At 65.9% G+C, this 16,577-nt stretch carries 18 protein-coding genes and 1 pseudogene; 5 read left to right on the forward strand and 14 right to left on the reverse strand.

Annotated features, from left to right (window positions below):
* The first annotated feature begins 399 nt into the window (after positions 1-399).
* Positions 400-711, forward strand: a complete 312-nt coding sequence (locus tag LN652_RS02720; RefSeq protein ID WP_230443171.1) for a hypothetical protein — start codon at positions 400-402, stop codon at positions 709-711.
* A 221-nt stretch (positions 712-932) separates the two neighbouring features.
* Positions 933-1,181 carry a DUF421 domain-containing protein gene (locus tag LN652_RS02725; RefSeq protein ID WP_230443172.1) on the forward strand — a complete coding sequence of 83 codons (249 nt, stop codon included), beginning with the start codon at positions 933-935 and terminating at the stop codon, positions 1,179-1,181.
* A gap of 226 nt (positions 1,182-1,407) precedes the next feature.
* On the opposite strand, the gene LN652_RS02730 is transcribed toward LN652_RS02725, so the two are convergent.
* The gene (locus LN652_RS02730) at positions 1,408-2,262 is read right to left on the reverse strand and encodes a mechanosensitive ion channel family protein (RefSeq protein WP_230443173.1); all 855 of its coding nucleotides are present in this window, start codon (positions 2,260-2,262) and stop codon (positions 1,408-1,410) included.
* Between the two features lie 434 nt (positions 2,263-2,696).
* On the opposite strand from LN652_RS02730, the gene LN652_RS02735 reads away from it, so the two are divergent.
* The gene (locus tag LN652_RS02735) at positions 2,697-2,951 is read left to right on the forward strand and encodes an ANTAR domain-containing protein (protein ID WP_230444669.1); all 255 of its coding nucleotides are present in this window, start codon (positions 2,697-2,699) and stop codon (positions 2,949-2,951) included.
* Between the two features lie 126 nt (positions 2,952-3,077).
* Here the strand turns inward: LN652_RS02735 and LN652_RS02740 are convergent.
* The 7 genes and pseudogenes from LN652_RS02740 to LN652_RS02765 form a co-directional block, all read right to left on the reverse strand.
* Positions 3,078-3,228 (reverse strand): annotated as a pseudogene (locus LN652_RS02740) (IS481 family transposase); the annotation flags it as partial.
* 453 nt (positions 3,229-3,681) lie between these two features.
* Entirely contained in the window at positions 3,682-4,233 is a 552-nt protein-coding gene (locus LN652_RS02745; RefSeq protein WP_230443174.1) for a COG4705 family protein, read from the reverse strand.
* Positions 4,230-4,547: a COG4705 family protein gene (locus LN652_RS02750; RefSeq protein WP_230443175.1), complete on the reverse strand. Its 318-nt coding sequence runs from the start codon at positions 4,545-4,547 to the stop codon at positions 4,230-4,232. Before LN652_RS02750 ends, LN652_RS02745 begins: the two co-directional genes overlap by 4 nt.
* 83 nt (positions 4,548-4,630) lie before the next feature.
* Positions 4,631-6,007: a sensor histidine kinase gene (locus LN652_RS02755; RefSeq protein ID WP_230443176.1), complete on the reverse strand. Its 1,377-nt coding sequence runs from the start codon at positions 6,005-6,007 to the stop codon at positions 4,631-4,633.
* Positions 6,008-6,018: 11 nt separating this feature from the next.
* Positions 6,019-6,762, reverse strand: coding sequence for a response regulator transcription factor (locus LN652_RS02760; protein WP_230443177.1), 744 nt, complete (start codon positions 6,760-6,762; stop codon positions 6,019-6,021).
* Between the two features lie 207 nt (positions 6,763-6,969).
* Entirely contained in the window at positions 6,970-7,113 is a 144-nt protein-coding gene (locus tag LN652_RS21990) for a hypothetical protein (protein WP_329958453.1), read from the reverse strand.
* A 47-nt stretch (positions 7,114-7,160) separates the two neighbouring features.
* Positions 7,161-7,370 (reverse strand): recombinase family protein, encoded by a 210-nt coding sequence (locus LN652_RS02765; RefSeq protein ID WP_329958483.1) that lies wholly within the window; start codon positions 7,368-7,370, stop codon positions 7,161-7,163.
* A gap of 516 nt (positions 7,371-7,886) precedes the next feature.
* On the opposite strand from LN652_RS02765, the gene LN652_RS02770 reads away from it, so the two are divergent.
* Complete coding sequence (locus LN652_RS02770) at positions 7,887-8,651, forward strand: Abi family protein (protein ID WP_230443178.1); 765 nt, start codon at positions 7,887-7,889, stop codon at positions 8,649-8,651.
* A gap of 163 nt (positions 8,652-8,814) precedes the next feature.
* Here LN652_RS02770 and LN652_RS02775 read toward each other — a convergent pair whose 3' ends face one another.
* From LN652_RS02775 to LN652_RS02785, 3 genes are all read right to left on the reverse strand, one after another.
* The gene (locus LN652_RS02775) at positions 8,815-9,429 is read right to left on the reverse strand and encodes a recombinase family protein (RefSeq protein ID WP_230443179.1); all 615 of its coding nucleotides are present in this window, start codon (positions 9,427-9,429) and stop codon (positions 8,815-8,817) included.
* A gap of 258 nt (positions 9,430-9,687) precedes the next feature.
* Positions 9,688-10,434: an RCC1 domain-containing protein gene (locus LN652_RS02780; protein ID WP_230443180.1), complete on the reverse strand. Its 747-nt coding sequence runs from the start codon at positions 10,432-10,434 to the stop codon at positions 9,688-9,690.
* Between the two features lie 97 nt (positions 10,435-10,531).
* On the reverse strand, positions 10,532-10,714 hold the full coding sequence (locus LN652_RS02785) for a hypothetical protein (RefSeq protein WP_230443181.1): 183 nt from the start codon (positions 10,712-10,714) through the stop codon (positions 10,532-10,534).
* Positions 10,715-11,312: 598 nt separating this feature from the next.
* Here LN652_RS02785 and LN652_RS02790 point away from each other — a divergent pair.
* Positions 11,313-11,921, forward strand: a complete 609-nt coding sequence (locus LN652_RS02790; protein ID WP_230443182.1) for a sulfotransferase family protein — start codon at positions 11,313-11,315, stop codon at positions 11,919-11,921.
* 292 nt (positions 11,922-12,213) lie between these two features.
* Here LN652_RS02790 and LN652_RS02795 read toward each other — a convergent pair whose 3' ends face one another.
* From LN652_RS02795 to LN652_RS02805, 3 genes are all read right to left on the reverse strand, one after another.
* Complete coding sequence (locus LN652_RS02795) at positions 12,214-14,532, reverse strand: ATP-binding cassette domain-containing protein (protein ID WP_230443183.1); 2,319 nt, start codon at positions 14,530-14,532, stop codon at positions 12,214-12,216.
* 84 nt (positions 14,533-14,616) lie between these two features.
* Positions 14,617-15,435, reverse strand: a complete 819-nt coding sequence (locus tag LN652_RS02800) for an ABC transporter permease (RefSeq protein ID WP_230443184.1) — start codon at positions 15,433-15,435, stop codon at positions 14,617-14,619.
* Positions 15,432-16,511 (reverse strand): ATP-binding cassette domain-containing protein, encoded by a 1,080-nt coding sequence (locus tag LN652_RS02805; protein WP_230443185.1) that lies wholly within the window; start codon positions 16,509-16,511, stop codon positions 15,432-15,434. The genes LN652_RS02800 and LN652_RS02805 overlap by 4 nt, the downstream gene beginning before the upstream one ends.
* Positions 16,512-16,577 lie beyond the last annotated feature (66 nt).

Raw genomic sequence — 16,577 nt, forward strand, 5'->3', positions numbered from 1 at the left:
ACTCTACTCTCGGAAGGACGGGAAGGCCCACCCAAGCACCGCGATGCCTACCGGACCGTCCAACAGCTGTTGGGCGACTGACAACCCGGGTAGCGTCCCGCCGACTCGGACCAGGCGTTCGAACGATCGCCCCGGGAGCGTGGTCCCGCCTCGGTGGCTCCGGCTGAAGCCGATTGTTGCCGAGCAGGCGTCGGACGCGGTTGCCACTCGTCGCGGTGACGGGACGCGTTGAGAAAGGCCCCACGACTCACCACACCAGTGACCGCTGATGACTGCCGGTGAGACCGTGCGCAGCTGGCCAATAGGGTGTCGCGGCATGACGACGAGACGACGTCCGACCTCAGCGACTCGCCTCCGTGTCTGCCGGCGCGGGTGGGCCGTCGGCTGGGTGTCGCTGTCTTGGCGCTGATCGTCCTCGCGGCTGCTTTCGATGTCCTCGGCCCACGCGTCAACGACGCGTCCGTTAGCGGTGATGGGTATGCACTTGCTGTGGAATACCCACTGATCGCCCGCGCTGGGGAGCTATCGTCGCTCGTCGTCACGATCACCTCGGATCGTGCGTTCGGTGACACGGTCGAGGTCCGGTTCTGCGCCGAGTACTTCGAGCACCTCGACTTCCAGTCGTGGTGTCCCGGTCCGTCGGCCGAGACCTCGGACCTGAACTGGCTCGTGTACGAATTCGACAAACCGGTCCAAGGGCAAGTTCTCTAGATCGCTCTCGACGCGCGGGTTGCTCCCGGGCAGCTCGGCGGCCGCGACCGCTGCGAGATGAGCGTGCTGGAGCAGGATCAGCCCGTCGTCACCGCAGGCTGGGCTACGTGGCGGGTGCCCCAATGGACATCTTGATCCGCTCACTGGTGATCTTTGCGTCCTCTGGTTCGTCGTCCGCGTCGGCAGCAAGCGCGAGGGCGCTCAGCTCTCGGCGTTCTGACATGATCCGGCTCATCACGGTCGGCGACCTGGTCAGCCAGAGGATCGTGCAGGAGGACTACTCGGTCTCGGCGGCAATCATCGCCGTCGCCACGTTCACCTTGGCCGGCATCCTGCTTAACGCCGTCACGTTCAGGTTCTCGCGCTTTCGGCCGTGGCTCGCCGGACGAGCTCGTGTAGGGATCCGTGACGGTGAGCCGCTGCTCGAGACCCTGGCTGGTGAGCCCGATGACCATCCGAGACGTCCATGAGGCGGTTCGACAGAACGGCATCAGCGTCTACGGGACATCGAGCTCTGCGTCCTCGAGACGGGCGGCTCATTCTCGTTTCTCACGCGAAATAACGAGGCGTCGGACGGGTCGGCCAACCCGTCCGACACCCTCGCCTAGCCACTCAACTGTGTAGAAGACGGAACCGCCGCCTCGACAGGAGGCGACGGTCCGCGGTGTGTGAAGCCTTTGGCGCAGGTGAGCTCGGTCAGCGGTTGGGTGAGGCGGGCGGCGGCATGTGCTGCGTGGCCTCGGGGTCAAAGGCGCGGTCGGAGGTGATCGCCTCGTCCGTGTCGTGTGTGCCGCCGGCGGTGGTGCGAGGTGTGGTGCTGGGTGTGCTCGGGGACTGCTCGTACTCGCCACGGGCGCGCTCGGCGCCGACGCGGGCGTCGTGCTTGGCCTGGCTCGCGGCGTCCGAGCTCTTGTCCTTTGCTTGGCGCAGCATGTCGGCGGCGAGGTCGCGTCCACCGAGGCCGAACGCGAGGGCGAGGCCGAGCGCGAGGGCGAACATGATGGCGGTGAAGGCAATGCGCACGATCTCGGGGGCGATCTGGAGCTGCTCGAGGATCATGAAAAAGGCGATCGTCACGATGACCGCGGGAGCCACGGTGCCGACGACCTCGCCGGTCGGGGTGTCGCCCATGAACTTCACGACGGCGCCGGCGATCGCGCCGGACAGCAGGGCGGCGATGACGAAGATGAGGATCGCGACGATGACGTTGGGCAGGTAGGCCAGCACGTCGTTCATGAAGCCGGTCGCCGCTGGGATGCCAAGCGCGCCGATGGCGGCGGTGATGAAGAAAATGAAGATGAACCAGAAGACGATCCGGGCGATGCCGTTGGCCGGTGAGGCGCCGGGCAGGACTGAGTCGACGTACCTGCGAGCGGAGCTATCGTGAAGATGCCTGTCGATGTGCACCTTATCGAGGAGCTTGCCGACGATGCCGGCCACCACCTTCGAGATGAGGTAGCCGAAGAGCAGGATGAGCAGGAAGCCCACCAGGTTGGGCAGGAAGTCGAAGATCCCGTCCGTCGTGTTCTGGAGGCTGTCTCCGATGTCCATCGGGTGTGTCCTTTCGCAGGGTGATCTGGCACACCGACTGTGGCGCCAGCACGCTTGAAAACGTCACCCCCGGTGAGGCGGAGTACGCGGGCTGCGTTGGGGTACCAAGGTCGATTGCCTCTCACAACGACACCGCGACACGACGCCAGACGTGCTCTCGATGCCGAGGTGGACCCGGCTGGGGAGGGGGCAGCCTCGTCGGCCGGGTCCTGCGCTGCCGCAGCAATCCCCGAGAGTGGCCGGCTCGCGCACTCGAGGTGTAGCGGGCAGTGTCGTCCGTACGCAAGAGGTGGTCAAGTGTCGTCGGGGCGTGGCGCAGGCAGTCGTCGCGTGGATAGTCTTGAGCCGCGAGGGTGAAGTCGCGGAAGCGAACGTTGTCTAACCTCGCGGCAACCTTGTATCGGGTCAGAAAGTGAGCAGAAGACGTGAGCCCGATGGAAGATGCGGACGATCAGCACGAGCGATTAGTGGACTCGCTCGCTGATGCTGAACGTGAGATCAAGCAGCTGCAGCAGGCGGTCGAGAGTCGCACAGTGATCGGGCAGGCGGAGGGCATCTTAATGGAGCGCCTTGGGCTCGACTCGTGTCTTGCCTTCGAGTACCTGCGACGGGTGTCGTCGCACACCAATCGCAAGGTCATAGACATCGCGACCGAGATCGCCGAGACGCGCGAGCTGCCGAAGTATTGAGGCGGCCCGGGCAGCCGACTGCTTGATCGCCCGGGCCTTTGGTCTTGACGCATTCATGGTCCCGGAATGCGCCGACCTCCTCGTCGAGGTCGGCACAGATCCGCGACACCTGGACTTACTGATGCCCTAGTTGTGATGTCCTGGGATGTTGGTCAGTCGACTGATCGGTGGCTTGGCCTCGATAGCTGAGTGGACGCGGGTAGTGATTGTAGAAGTGCAGCCATCCCGGCAGTTCGGCGTAGCGTTGCTTGGTCGAGTCGAATAACCGAGCGTAGGCTCGGGCGACGTTCTCACCATTGCCCAATTCACCTTGACGTCCTGTACAAAGTGGCGCTGGCACGAGATCTCGGACAGGCATGCTGGGAGCCCGCGGCGGGGCCCTCCGCAAACTAGCCGTCTTTCGGCAGAGCGGACCACCGCGGCGTCAGGTTCACCACCAGTTCGATGAAACTGATCTGCTTCGATTGATCGCTCCGGCGCTCGTCGATGCCTTGGGTGGTTTTGGAGCATCCTGCGGTCTATGTACGGATGTTGACCGCAGTGCAGAAGACCACTGCACGCTGACCTGTGACTCTGCCGACCACGCGTCCCCGCCTGAGACAGCCTGCCACCGAATCGTGCAGCAGACCCCATCGCGACGAGGGGTGCGCTGTCGGGGACGACGACATGACCGTGACCCGGATGGGGGGATATCCGGGGCACGGTCGGTTCGGTGGTTTGGGACGAGGAATCAGGCGACCTCGACCGGTTCGGCGGGGTGCGGTGCTTCGTGCTCGCGGCGCTGCTGCAGGTGAACCAGCCGACGCAACCGAAGATGATGGTCAGGAACCAAGCCGCTGGTGGCGTTGGCGCCGAGCCCGAACCCGCCGTCGGCCGGTGCCTGGGTGAGCAGGTCGCCCAGCGACGCGCCGAAGGGGCGGGTGAGGACATAGGCGGTCCAGAACGCCAGAACGGCGTTGAGCCCGCCCTTCCAGAACGCCAGGGAGACCAGCGCGATCAGGGCGCCGAAGATGCCCAGCGCGGTGCCATAGCCCAGTGTGAGTCCTTCGGAGACCAGGTCACCGGCGGAGGTGCCGAGCGCGAAGGTGCACAGGATCGCCAGCCAGTAGAAGCCCTCGCGACGGCTGGTGACGATGGTGTGGATCGACAGCGTCCGCTCGGAGCGGAACCAGGCAGCGAAGGTGGCCGCCAGCGCGAGGCCGAAGATCATGGTGGTGGTCCACAGGCTCACACCGAAGTTGTCGACGAGGTTGTCGGAGATCAGCGTGCCGACCACGCTCACCAGGACGACAGTGAGCCACTGTATATGGCAGGGACGTAGCGCCGTACCCGGAACTGTGCGGCCAGGGCGACGGCGAGGAAGCCGGCCATGATCAACGAGGTGACCGTCAGCCCGAAGCCAAGGGTCCCGGCCAGGTAGTCCGCGGCGGTCTCACCCACCGCGGTGGACAGGATCTTGACCACCCAGAACAGCAGGAACACCTCGGGCACCTTGTTGAGCATGGCAGAGGACGCGGGTGCGACGTGGGAGTCAGCGGTGGCCGCAGCGGGAGTCAACCTCGTCCTCAGGCCGGTGTGGTCGGTGTGATTGGTCATGGGGGAAGCCTGCGGCTCGCTACCTGCCAGCAGGCTGACCGGTTGTGACCGTGGTGGTGGCGGGTCGTGTTCGCGGCACGCGCCTAGGCCAACGGCAGTCGCACCACGAACGTCGCCCCCGCGCCCGCTCCGGCGCCAGCACCCACGCCTGTCTCGGCTGCAGGTGCCTCGGAGTCGGGGGTACGCAGGCTGACTTCGCCGCCTGCCCCGCGCGCGACGCGGCGGGCCAGCGCCAGCCCGAGCCCGGCGCCCGTACCACCGGCCGCGGTAGTAGTGCTCGGTTCGAAGATCACCGCACGCAGCTCGGGAGGGACCCCGGGGCCGTCGTCGCGCACCCATACCTCGACCTGACCCGAATGCCGATGCCCGGAGAGTTCCACGACGCCGTTCGCGTGGCAGACGGCGTTGTGGACGACGGGGCTCAGGGTGCGGACCGCCAAGCCGTGGGGCATCGCAAGGCGGATGTCCTCGACGTCGACCTCGAGCCGGATCGAGTCGTCGCGGAGTTCACCCAGCACGTCCGCGATCACCTCATTCAGCTGGGAATGTCCAGCTTGCAGGACGGTGGCCTCGGTGCGGGCGACCTCCAGCAGTGCCGCGATGGTGTGGGCCATTCGTCGGCTGGCGTTCGAGATCTCGCGCACGTCGTGGCGGGCCGAATCCGTCAGCTGCTCCCCCTCCCTCATCAGCATGAGGTCGGCGGTGCCCTGGATGGTCGTCAGGGGGGTGCGGAGCTCGTGGGCCAGCTCGGAGGTGAGCCGTTGTTCGGAGCGGATCGCGGTGGACACGCGGTCGAGCAGGGTGTCCAAGGTGGCACCCAGGGCGGTGATCTCGTTGGTGGGGGCCCCGAGCGAGAACCGTCGGGCCAGGTCGTGCTCGCTCCAGTCGGACGCGGTCGACGCCATCCGCTCGACCGGTTTCAGTGCCTTGCGAATTGCCCATGCCGCCACTCCGGCGGCCGCAGCCACCGTCATCGCACCAGTGGCCAGGCTGACGATCAGGGCCAGCCGCTCTGCTTCCTCGTATGGCTGCAGGTACTCGTTGACTACGACCACACCGCTCGAGCCACCCACCGTGAACGGCTCGGCGCGCACGCGACTGACGTCACCGACGCCGTCCACCACGGACCGAGTGATCGTGGCGCGCCGCTCGTAGGCCTGCCGGAGCCGCGGCGCCGGGGCCCCCGCCACCAGCCGTCCTTGGGAGTCATAGACCGCGACACCCTCGTCGACCGCACCAGCCGGGACCGAGAAACCCGTCGAGCTCGCGTTGGGCTCGGTGGCGCCGATCACCGACTCGGCCCGGTCGGCCAACACCCGGTCGACGTCCCGGTCGGCGATGCCAGCCAGGACCAACTGGAGCACGAGAGCGAGCAGCAGCATCGCGAACGCGGTGACGCTCGCAGTCAGCACCACGATCTGCTGGCGGAAGGACCACGGCCGCGAGATCCGCTCCCACACTCTGTGTGTCCTCACTTCGGCTCTGACGTCAGCCGGTACCCGACGCCGCGCACCGTGTCGATCGACGCCGTCGCGTCGATCGAGTCCAGCTTCGTGCGGATCCGGCGCATGAACGAGTCGACGGTGTTTCCGGCCACTATCGCCCCGTGCGGCCATGCCGCCGCGATCACCGTGCGCCGTCGTACGACCTCGCCGGGGCGCGAGGTGATCGCGGCGAGCATCCGGAACTCCGTGGGAGTGAGCAGCACCTCACCCATGGTGGTGCGCACCGAGTGCCCGGCCGGGTCCAGCACCAGCCCCGACCCCGACGTCGTCGGGCGGGCGCGCCGCCCCAATGCCTCGATCCGGGCGATCAGCTCAACCACCTCGAACGGCTTGGCGACGTAGTCGTCCCCGCCGGCACCAAACCCGGCCATCCGGTCATGCAGGGCATCCAACGCGGTCAAGAACACCAGCGGCGCCTGCTGACCCGACGAGCGCAACGCTTGCACCACGTCCCGGCCGTCGGAGTCGGGAAGGCCGATGTCGACGACGATCACGTCGATGCCGCTGTCTGCGCCGAAACGCCGCAGGGCCTCGCCTCCGTCGAAGGCCATCAGCACCTCGTGTCCGCTCATCCGCAACGCCTCACCGAGCAGCCGCCGGATTGCTGGGTCGTCCTCCAACACCCCCACCTGCATCGTCGACCCTCCGTCGCTCGCCCGCTCCCCGATCAGTCCAGCATCGGCATGCCAACCTGCCAAGAACCTGATCACGCCGAAAGCGTCAGACAACTACACCCGCGCCCGATCGGTGGATTGCAGACACTCGGTCTACCACCAGATCCCCGACTCACGCCCACCGGACATCGGCCGTAGGCGGAACCCCGTCTGGATAGGCCGCTGTTCAAGGCCGGCGCTGACCGGGTCCACTCACTGGCGTCCCGCCGAGGTGTTGATTGCGGGACACCGACGAGGTGACGGTCAGCGTCGTGTGGAGGTGTTAGCGAGGTCGGCCTTAGCCGCGACCCGTTGGCGTTCGATGGCACGGTAGACGGTGGACCGCCCGATGCCGAACAGCTCGGCTACCTCATGGGTGCTGCACTCGCCGCTGTGCACCAGGGACACCAGGTGCGCCTCCAGTTTGCGGCTCAGCTTGGGCTGCTTGCCCTTAGTCAGCCTTTGGCTCTGGCGACTTTCATGCCCTCGACTGTGCGTAGCCGGATTAGGTCCGACTCGAACTCCGCAACCATCGCCAGCACGTTGAACAGCAGCTTCCCGACCGCATCGGTGGGGTCGTAGACCGACCCGCCCAGGCTCAGGCTGATGTGCCGGGCCGTGAGCTCGTCGGCGATCGCGCGAGCATCGGGCAGGGAACGAGCCAGCCGGTCCGCTTAGTGACGACCAACGTATCCCCGGCCCGGCAGGCGGCAAGTGCCTCGCGAAGTCCGGGGCGTTCGCGGTTGGTGCCGGTCAGGCAATCGGGCGTACCCGACAAGTAGAGCGCTCATGGCACACCTCCTGCTGTGGGCCCGGCCAGGCGCCCGCTGCGTCCCGGCTCGGGCATCGAGCCGCGCCGGAGGCACGGCCGACCCCTCAGCCAGCGCCCGCTCCCCCATCGTCCGCAAGGTCCCTATCCCCCAAGGCACCTGGACAACTTTGGTGCGAGCAGCCTCCGATCCAGGTCGAGACTGCCTGGGACGTGTGTTGCGAGTTGAACGCTGACGCTCGACGTGATCACCTTCGGGTGCTCATCCACGCCAGCACCACGGCGCCGGAACCGGGCAGCACAAGACCTGAGAAATAAGAAAACCCCGGACGCGTCATGGCTCAGGTCCAAGAGAGGCGATATCCGGGGACTTCTGACCAGCATCTTACGCAAACCAACCAAGGAGTGTCCAGTGGCTCTGCATGGCCCCGCAACCGCTGCCGCCACCGCGCTCGAGCACGCCATCTCCAATGACCGTTACGCGTCCTACCTCGCCGCAGCATCCGGCAATCCACACCTAGCGCGGGACCTATACGTGTGGGACCGCGACCTCGCCGGCGCAATCATGGCAGACCTTGCCATCGTGGAAGTCGGCCTCCGCAATGCGATGCACCACGCGCTCACGAACGAGTGGGGGGCGTTCTGGTACGAGCGCGCAGACGTCGAACTCGACGATCGCTCCTGCAACCAGCTCGCTACTGCCTGGAACCACCTCCCCCGCGCAATCCGCAACAATCCCACCGGACCCGACGTCCCGGGCCGCCTTGTCGCGCAGTGCACTTTCGGGTTCTGGGTCAACCTCCTCGACGCCGGCGACCACGCAGGCCGGTCCCCGCGCCGATACCGCACCGACTACGAGAACCTATGGCGCCCAGCCCTCCGCAAAGCGTTCCCGGGCGGAAGAGCGGAAGTCGCAAACGATCCCGATCCCGGAGCCCGCTTCGTTCGGTCGTGGACCCATGGCGTCGCGAAACGCGTCAACGTCCTTCGCAACCGGGTGGCCCACCACGAGCCACTCCACAACGGGTTCCCCCTCCCCGGCCAGCACGCGAGAAGAACACCGGCCCAAGCTCACGACGACTACCTCAAGCTCGCACGGATGATCGACCGCGACCTGGCCGAGTGGATCCGCCAAGACACCGACGTGCCAGACCTGCTCAACAACCGGCCTGTGTGACTTCGCCACAGTGAGCGGCATAGCCAACACGCCTGTGCCGCCCGAGCCGCTCAGATTCACCACACAACAACTCCTCTCCAGGCCTCTAATCGGAGTGTTGGCCGATCGGCGTCGGTTGTCCCGCTTGGGTGTCGGATTCGGGACAGCCGGCGCCGTGTCGAAGTCAGCGACGCGCTCGTGCCTCTGCGAGGTCCGCTTTGGCCGCAATGCGTTGGCGTTCGATCGCGCGGTAGACGGTGGAGCGACCGACGCCGAACAGCTCGGCGACCTCGAGGGTGCTGTACTCGCCGCTGTGGACCAAGGACACCAGGTGTGCCTCCTGCTTGCGGCTCAGCTTGGGCTGCTTCCCGCGCAACCGTCCCTTCGCCCGGGCGACCTTCATGCCCTCCACCGTGCGAAGCCGGATCAGGTCAGACTCGAACTCGGCCACCATGGCAAGTACGTTGAATAGCAGCTTCCCGACGGCGTCGGTCGGGTCGTAGACCGACCCGCCCAAGCTCAGACTGACCTGCCGCAACGTCAGCTCGTCAGCGATCGCCCGAGCATCAGGTAGCGACCTCGCGAGGCGGTCGAGCTTGGTGACCACTAGCGTGTCGCCAGCCCGACAGGCGGCGAGGGCCTCGCGCAGTCCAGGGCGCTCCCGGTTGGTTCCGGTCAGTCCATGGTCGACGTAGATCCGGTCCGGCTGGACACCCAGGCTAAGGAGCCCGTCGCGTTGAGCGGTCAGGTCTTGTTGATCGGTGGAGCATCGGGCGTACCCGACAAGCAGCGCGCTCATGGCGCACCTCCAGATGTGTGGACCCGGTCGAGACACGGGCCGTGGTCGACTCGGGTATCGGACATCGCCCGACCCTTCAGCAAGCGCCTCGCTGAGTGAGACCGCAAGCAGCCAGAGGTCCGAAGGCCTATGTCACACGGAGCGTGACCAGTACGGGATGGGCTTGCGGCGATCGACGCGCTGCGCTGCGCCGCCCTAGGCACTGCCGTGTCGCCGCACGTCGTTTTGCTCGGAACTGGCGCGTGTGCCGGTGAGCCACTACCGAACAACCTGGACGCCCGTCCAGGCGTTTGTCGTGCACTGACCGTCGGCGTTGTTTCCGGTGCTCAGGACCGTGCCGTCGACTCGCAAGCCGAGGGTATGGGTGGAGCCTGCAGCGATCGCGACGATGCTCTCCCAGCCAGAGACATCGCACTGGCCATGGCTGTTGTCACCAGCAGCGAGGGCGGTCCCTTTGGCAGTGACCGCGACTGAGTGATAGCTGCCCGCGTCCAACTGAACGACGTTCTCCCAGCTGTCAACATCGCACGCACCCGTCGCCCGGGCTCCGGTAGCCAGCGCTCGTCCGTCATCTCGCAACCCGAGCGTGTGCATGTAACCGGCCGCGACAGCCACCAGATCGTGCCACCCCTCGACCGCGCACTGTCGGCGGCGGTTGACGCCCACCGCAAGAGCCGTGCCGTCGGCGCGCACCGCGACCGAGTGCCAGTCCCCACAGGACACGCCGATGACGTCGCGCCACGGGGCCACGTCGCACTGGCCCTCTGAACCTCGACCTGCAGCCCTGACGGTCCCATCGTCGAGCAGCCCGAGAGTTCTACGCCAGCCTGCGGCCACGGCAATGACGTCCCGCCACCCGAGCACGTCGCATTGCCCGTCGTCGTTCCAGCCCGTGGCCAACAACGAGCCATCCGCGCGCAGGCCGATCGTGTGGGATCGCCCCGTGTTGTTCGCTGTATGAACATTTCCTACCGCCACTGCGACGATCGCGTCCCACGACTCCACGCGGCACTCACCCGCCGCATCGTTGCCAACAGCAAGCACGGTCCCGTCAAGGCGACGCCCGACGGAATGCCGCCTCCCGGCAGCGAGCGCCGGCGCCTCAGGTTGCACGGCGCGACTTCGCCTCGGCGACAAGCTCGAGAGCTGTCTGAAGAGCGGCGACTCGGTTGACCATGAGCGTTTGTCGCGAAGGCGAGAGCTTGCTGCCGCGGACTACCGCCTCACACTTTCGAAGGAGCGAGACCAGTTCGACCTCCGCCTGCTCGAAATCAGCGATGTCCATGCCCCCATCATGGTCGTGACGGCGCCGATCCGTAATCCTATCGTCACCCCGAGGGTGACCAGATCGGGATCGACGCCATGCAAAGGGGTGCGTTCGCTACTCTCAGACAGAACCAACTAGCTGGCCGTGGGTACGGAAGGCCTGCGCGGCTCACCATCAGGTTGGTCCGCAAGGGGTACAGCAGACAGTCCCACCGCCTGCGCGAAGCCAGTTCTTGCCCGCGTACCTCCCGAGGTTGATGCAATCGACGTCGCGGGCAGGGCGCGTAGGTGGGGTGGCGTCGAGCAGATGCCAGCGTCGATCATGTCAAGGACAGAGGCGGACAGCGAAAGCCGGCCGACAACAAAGATTCAGATCAAGGCGTCCACCCTAGACGTGCACCTTGGTCTGCCGGGCGCCGACTTCGCCGAGTGCGACAGGGTCCGTCGCGGGAGGGGGGCGTGCTCAGCAGGTCACGACCGCGGCCGCCTCAACCTCCAGCCAGGCGCGACTGCTGCGACGTCGGCATGGGCGCCTGATGCGGAAAACCCATGCAGAGTGGGTCGGCAACGTATCCCGGCTACGGTTCTGTCTGGGTGATCGGCGGCATAATGGCGCCATGCGTGTTATCGGAGCGGGATGGGGGCGCACCGGCACGACCTCCGCGGCTGCCGCCCTGGAGCTGCTTGGCTTTGGGCCGTGCTTTCAGATGCAGGACGTCTGGTCCCGTCCTGAGTTTGCGGTGCTGTGGAACAAGCATCGGTCCGGGACCCCGGTGGACTGGAAGGTCGAGCTCGGCGAGTTCGGTTCATGCGTGGACTGGCCGGGGTGCTGGGAATGGCGCCACTTTTCCGAGTTGTGGCCCGACGCTCACGTCCTACTGACCGTTCGCGAGGCCGACTCCTGGTACGACAGCGCTCTGGGGTCTATCCATCAATGGACTGCGCCCGGCCAGGATGTGGGGCCTCGGGAGGTCGCCGAGCTGCTGTCGGCGGTGTGGGACGAGCACTTCGGCGGCTGGGAGGGCTTTTTGGATCGCGAGCGGTCTTTGGCGGCGTACGAGGCTCATGTGCGGAGCGTGCGTCGCACATGTCCTGAGGACCGCCTCATCGAGTGGCGAGTATCCGATGGTTGGCAGACGATCTGCTCTGCGTTGAACGTCCCTGTTCCTGAGGAACCTGTTCCCCACTTGAATGCGCGCGCAAGTAACACTCCCGAACGCCAGTGATTCGAACACATTCCGACGAGATCTACCGTTGAGTTGGCTTGGTGTTCTGGTGGCGCTTCGCAAGCCTGCATCTGGCGTGCGACTCGGCGTTGTCTACCGTGGGTCGAGGCCCGGTGCCGTCCTCGACGTCGACGGGTTGTCGTCGGCAGGGAGCCAGCCGGTCAGTTACGACTCGCTGATTCCGACGTCGGACGTGACCGGCGTGAGGTAACTGTCGGTCCACAGTTTCTCGCGAAACGGACCACGTCGTCGCGGTGCTCCTTCGAGTGAGGCTTGGGGACGGCGCGCATCCTCAGCAGCATCTGTTCGCAGCCGGGCTATCAGGTGTCACTGTCGGGGTGCGGCAGGCCCGAGCTGCCTGAAGGGAATCGAGGTGCCGCCGCAAGGCGGCACCGGTTCTTGTTTCCGTCTGGCAGATGCCCCTGGAGGGACCGGCGTACTGGAGTCGGCCGCCGTCGTGACCTCCATCCGGACCAAGGTCGATGACGTAGTCGGCGGCCGCGATCAGTGAGAGGTCGTGCTCGATCGTGATGACGGTGCGCCCTGAGTCGACGATGTGGTGCAGGAGGTCGATCAGGTTGTGTACGTCGCTCATGTGAAGTCCGGTAGTCGGTTCGTCCAGGACCACAATGGGCGCGGTGCTCGTCAGCTCGCGGGCAAGCTTGAGCCGCTGGCGCTCACCTCCCGAAAGGGTTGTGAGGTTCTGCCCCAGCCGGAGATAGCCAAGTCCGACCTGCTTTGCCTTGAGCAACGTTGCTACCAGCCGTGGTATGTCGAAGAACGCTGCCGCTTCGTTGAAGGTCATCTCAAAGACATCGGCGATCGAGGCGTCCCGCACCGTGTACTTCTCGGTCGCCGCCCGGAACCTTCTACCGTCACACGTCTCGCAGATCAGTTGCACGGGGTCGGTGAACCCGGCGTCGAGGAACACGACGCCTGTGCCGTCGCAGTGTCGGCATCCCCCATCGGAGTTGGGGGAGAACAGTGCCGCGGGCTGCCCCGTCTCGCGGGAATACACGGCACGAATGTCGTCGAGTATCCCGGTCCACGACGCCGGCGTTGAGCGCCGGGAACCGTTGATCGGCGCTTGATCGATGAAGACCGCGTCGCCGGCGACAGCTCCCAGGTGCCCGTGGATCAGGCTCGACTTCCCGGACCCAGCGACCCCCGTGACCGCGGTCAGCACTCCGAGAGGGATGTCGACGCTGACGTCTTGGAGGTTGTGCGAGCTTGCGTGACGGATAGCGACCCAACCCGTGGGGCGGCGCGACTCACGGCGCGCTTCATCCTGGGCTCGTAGCGCGGATCCTGTGGGCGTATCTGCCGTGAGCAGCTCGTCATAGGTACCGTCGAAGATGAGATGGCCGCCTTGCGCACCCGCCGCTGGGCCGATCTCGACGATGCGGTCGGCGAGCTTCATCACCTCCGGATTGTGCTCGACGACCAGGACGGTGTTGCCTTTGTCGCGCAGGGCAACGAGCATCTTGTTGAGGCGCGCCACGTCGCTGGCGTGAAGCCCTGTGGTTGGTTCGTCGAAGATGTAGAGGAGGTCGTTCAGGGCGCTTCCCAGATGCCGCACCATCTTGATGCGCTGCCCCTCTCCCCCAGACAGCGTCGACGTCTCACGGCTCAGCGACAGGTAACCGATACCGAGGTCAACCACCCGTTCGAGTCGGGCGATGATGTCTTTGACAGCGGCGTCGTGCGGCCCCAGCCGCCAGCCACGTATGATCTCAGCCACGTCGCTGATCTGAAGGTCATACAAGCCGGGAAGCGTTTGGTCCTCGATGACGGCGGAGCGGGCGTCGGCGTTGAGGCGGGTTCCTGCGCATTCACTGCACGGCCCGACCGTGACCACGTCTTCGTAGGCCCTTTTGGCCTGGCCTTTGAGGCTGCCCGGATCTTTCGCCAATTGCACTCGGCGGAATCGGTCGAGAACGCCCTCGTAGTCGTCAGGGATGGGACTGCGGCGACTACTGTTCGCCTGGGGTCCGCGCAGAAGCAGGTCGAGCTCACGAGTCGAGTACTGATCGAGGGGAACATCGACGTCGAACAGGCCACTGTCGAGGTAGGCGCGTAGCGCTTTGGTGCCGCGACGGTAGTCCGGGTGGCGAAACGGGCCTTCCCTCAGCGAACGGCTCTCGTCGACGAAGGCGTCGACGTCGATGACGTTCTCCTTGCCTAGACCGTGACAACGGGGACACATTCCGGCGGGGTCGTTGAAGGAGAAGGCGCTCGGGCTTCCCAGCGTCGGCGTGGCGGCTCGCGCATAGAGAAGGCGCAGCCAGTCCCCGATGTCGGTGACCGTGCCGACTGTCGACCGCGGGCCGCCGCGGAGCCGTCGCTGGTCGATGACGATGGCTGCCGAGAGGTTCTCGATTGCGTCCGCGTCTGGTCGGCCATAGGACGGCAGATAGGTCTGGGCGTACGAGGTGTAGGTGGAGTTGATCTGCCGTTGGGCTTCGGCTGCGATCGTGTCAAACACGACCGATGACTTGCCGGAACCAGATACGCCTACGACGACGATCAAGCTTCGCTTATCGAGATCGAGGTCGATGTTCTGCAGGTTGTTCTGTCGCAGACCGCGCAGATGGATGGTGTCGAGTGCCACGCCTTTTCCTTCTGGTTTTGATGACATTGGCCAAGGGGGCTTCGCGGGCCGTGGACCGATGGCCCGCGAAGCCCATGGCCCGTCTCAGCGGTAACGGAACGCTCGGGCCGCTGCGGGGACGAACAGCAGCATGAGAACGCCCGGCCATGCCACAGCGAGCAGCGCCGAGACGTCAGCGGACAGTGCTTGGCCGGACCACGTGGCGGTGCCTGCCAAGTCGCGCAGAGTCGTTGCGGTAGCTGAGATCGGATTGAGCTCGGCCACCCAGCGAAGCACGCGAGGCATCGTGGCGGGGTCCACGAAGACACTCGACAACATGGCGATGGGCCACACGAGGATTTGGACGAAAGCCACCGACTCGACCGAGGTTGAGCGCTGTCCGATGGTCAGGCCTATCCACAGCAAGGAGAATCGCAGCAACGTGAGTAGTGCCACTGCGGCGAGGGCCCCGCCAAGACCGAAACCAGGGCGCCACCCGATCGCGAGACCGAACAACACCATGACCCCAAGCCCCACCGCGGACCCCAACATGTCGGCCAAACAACGTGCCAGAGGGACTGCGGCGGCACTGATAGGCATCGAACGGAACCGGTCGTTCAATCCCTTGGCGGCGTCGGCAGCAGTTGCAAGCGTGGTCGTCTCGAGGCCGAACAGCATCGTCACAGCAAGCATGCCCGGCATCACGAAGTCGACGTACGACTCTCCGGCCGGCAGCTCCATCGCTCCCCCGAGGAGTCCGATGAAGAGCAATGTCACGAAGATCGGGAACACCCAGGCGATCACGACTGCGGCCTTGTTCGTCCTCCATCCCGCCAGGATGCGGCCGGCCAGGATGAGCGACGCGGGCAAGGTGGCGACGGTCGCGAGCGGGTGAGCGGTGTGGGGGTCATGGATAGTTGTCATCGAGTCTTCTTCTCGCTTTCGGCAAACCCTTGGGCGCTGCCCTTGGGGGCATGAATCTCACGAGCCGTTCCGTGCGCGGTGGCTGCCGACGTCTCCTCGCCGGGCGGACTCGCCCCGTCGGCCTTGGTGAGCCCGTCTGCGTTCGACGAAGCGGAGATCGTCAGGAACACGTCTTCGAGCGTGGGTCTGCGCAACGCGATCTCGGCAGGCCGTACGCCGCGCGCCTGGAGCGCCTGCGCACTGTCCGCCAGAGCAGTTGGGCGCCTGGCCGATGCGGTCAACGTCAGCGGGGAGGTGAGGCGTGCTTCCGGGTCCACGTCACGCAAGGCTTGCAAGGCATCTTCTGTCTGGTCCGGGCGGTCGACGCGCACCCAGATGGCCGCCTCGCCCACGCGGTCCTTGAGTTCGCGTGGCGTTCCCGCAGCAACCGCTCGACCCTCGGAAAGGACGATGACCTTGTCAGCCAGTTCGTCGGCCTCCTCGAGATATTGCGTGGTGAGCAGCAACGTCGTGCCCTCTGCGACCAGGCCCCGCAATGCTGCCCACAAGTCACGGCGAGCGGCAGGGTCAAGGCCTGTCGTAGGTTCGTCGACGAACAACACCTCGGGGCGGATCACCAAGCTGGCAGCCAGGTCCAGGCGACGGCGCATACCTCCGGAGAACTGGGACACGACGCGTTCTGCGTCGTTGCTCAGGCCGAACTCGTCCAGGAGCTCCGCTGCGCGGGTCTCGGCAGCGAAGCGACTGAGCCCACGCAAGCGACCGAACAGGACCAGGTTCCTGGTCGCGCTCAGCTGCTCGTCGACGGCGGCTGCCTGGCCGACCAAGCCCACTCGCGCCCGGACCTCGTTGCCCTCACGGGAGACGTCATAGCCAGCCACGAACGCCTCGCCGCTGTCGAACGTCGCCAAGGTGGTCAGCCCCCTGACCAGGGTCGTCTTCCCTGCGCCGTTGTGACCCAACACCGCTAGGACCTGACCGGCCTCCACCTGGAAGCTCAGGCCATGAAGACCCACCTCCCGCCCTTCGACCTCGAACTTCCTTGCCACGTCGCGGGCCTCGATCGCGTTCCGCATCCGACTCCTCTCGTATGACGTACGGTACAGTGTACGACAACGAGCGGTAGGGTGCGTTTGTTCCCG

Origin of the sequence: Nocardioides okcheonensis (assembly GCF_020991065.1) — a bacterium.
Taxonomy (GTDB): domain Bacteria; phylum Actinomycetota; class Actinomycetes; order Propionibacteriales; family Nocardioidaceae; genus Nocardioides; species Nocardioides okcheonensis.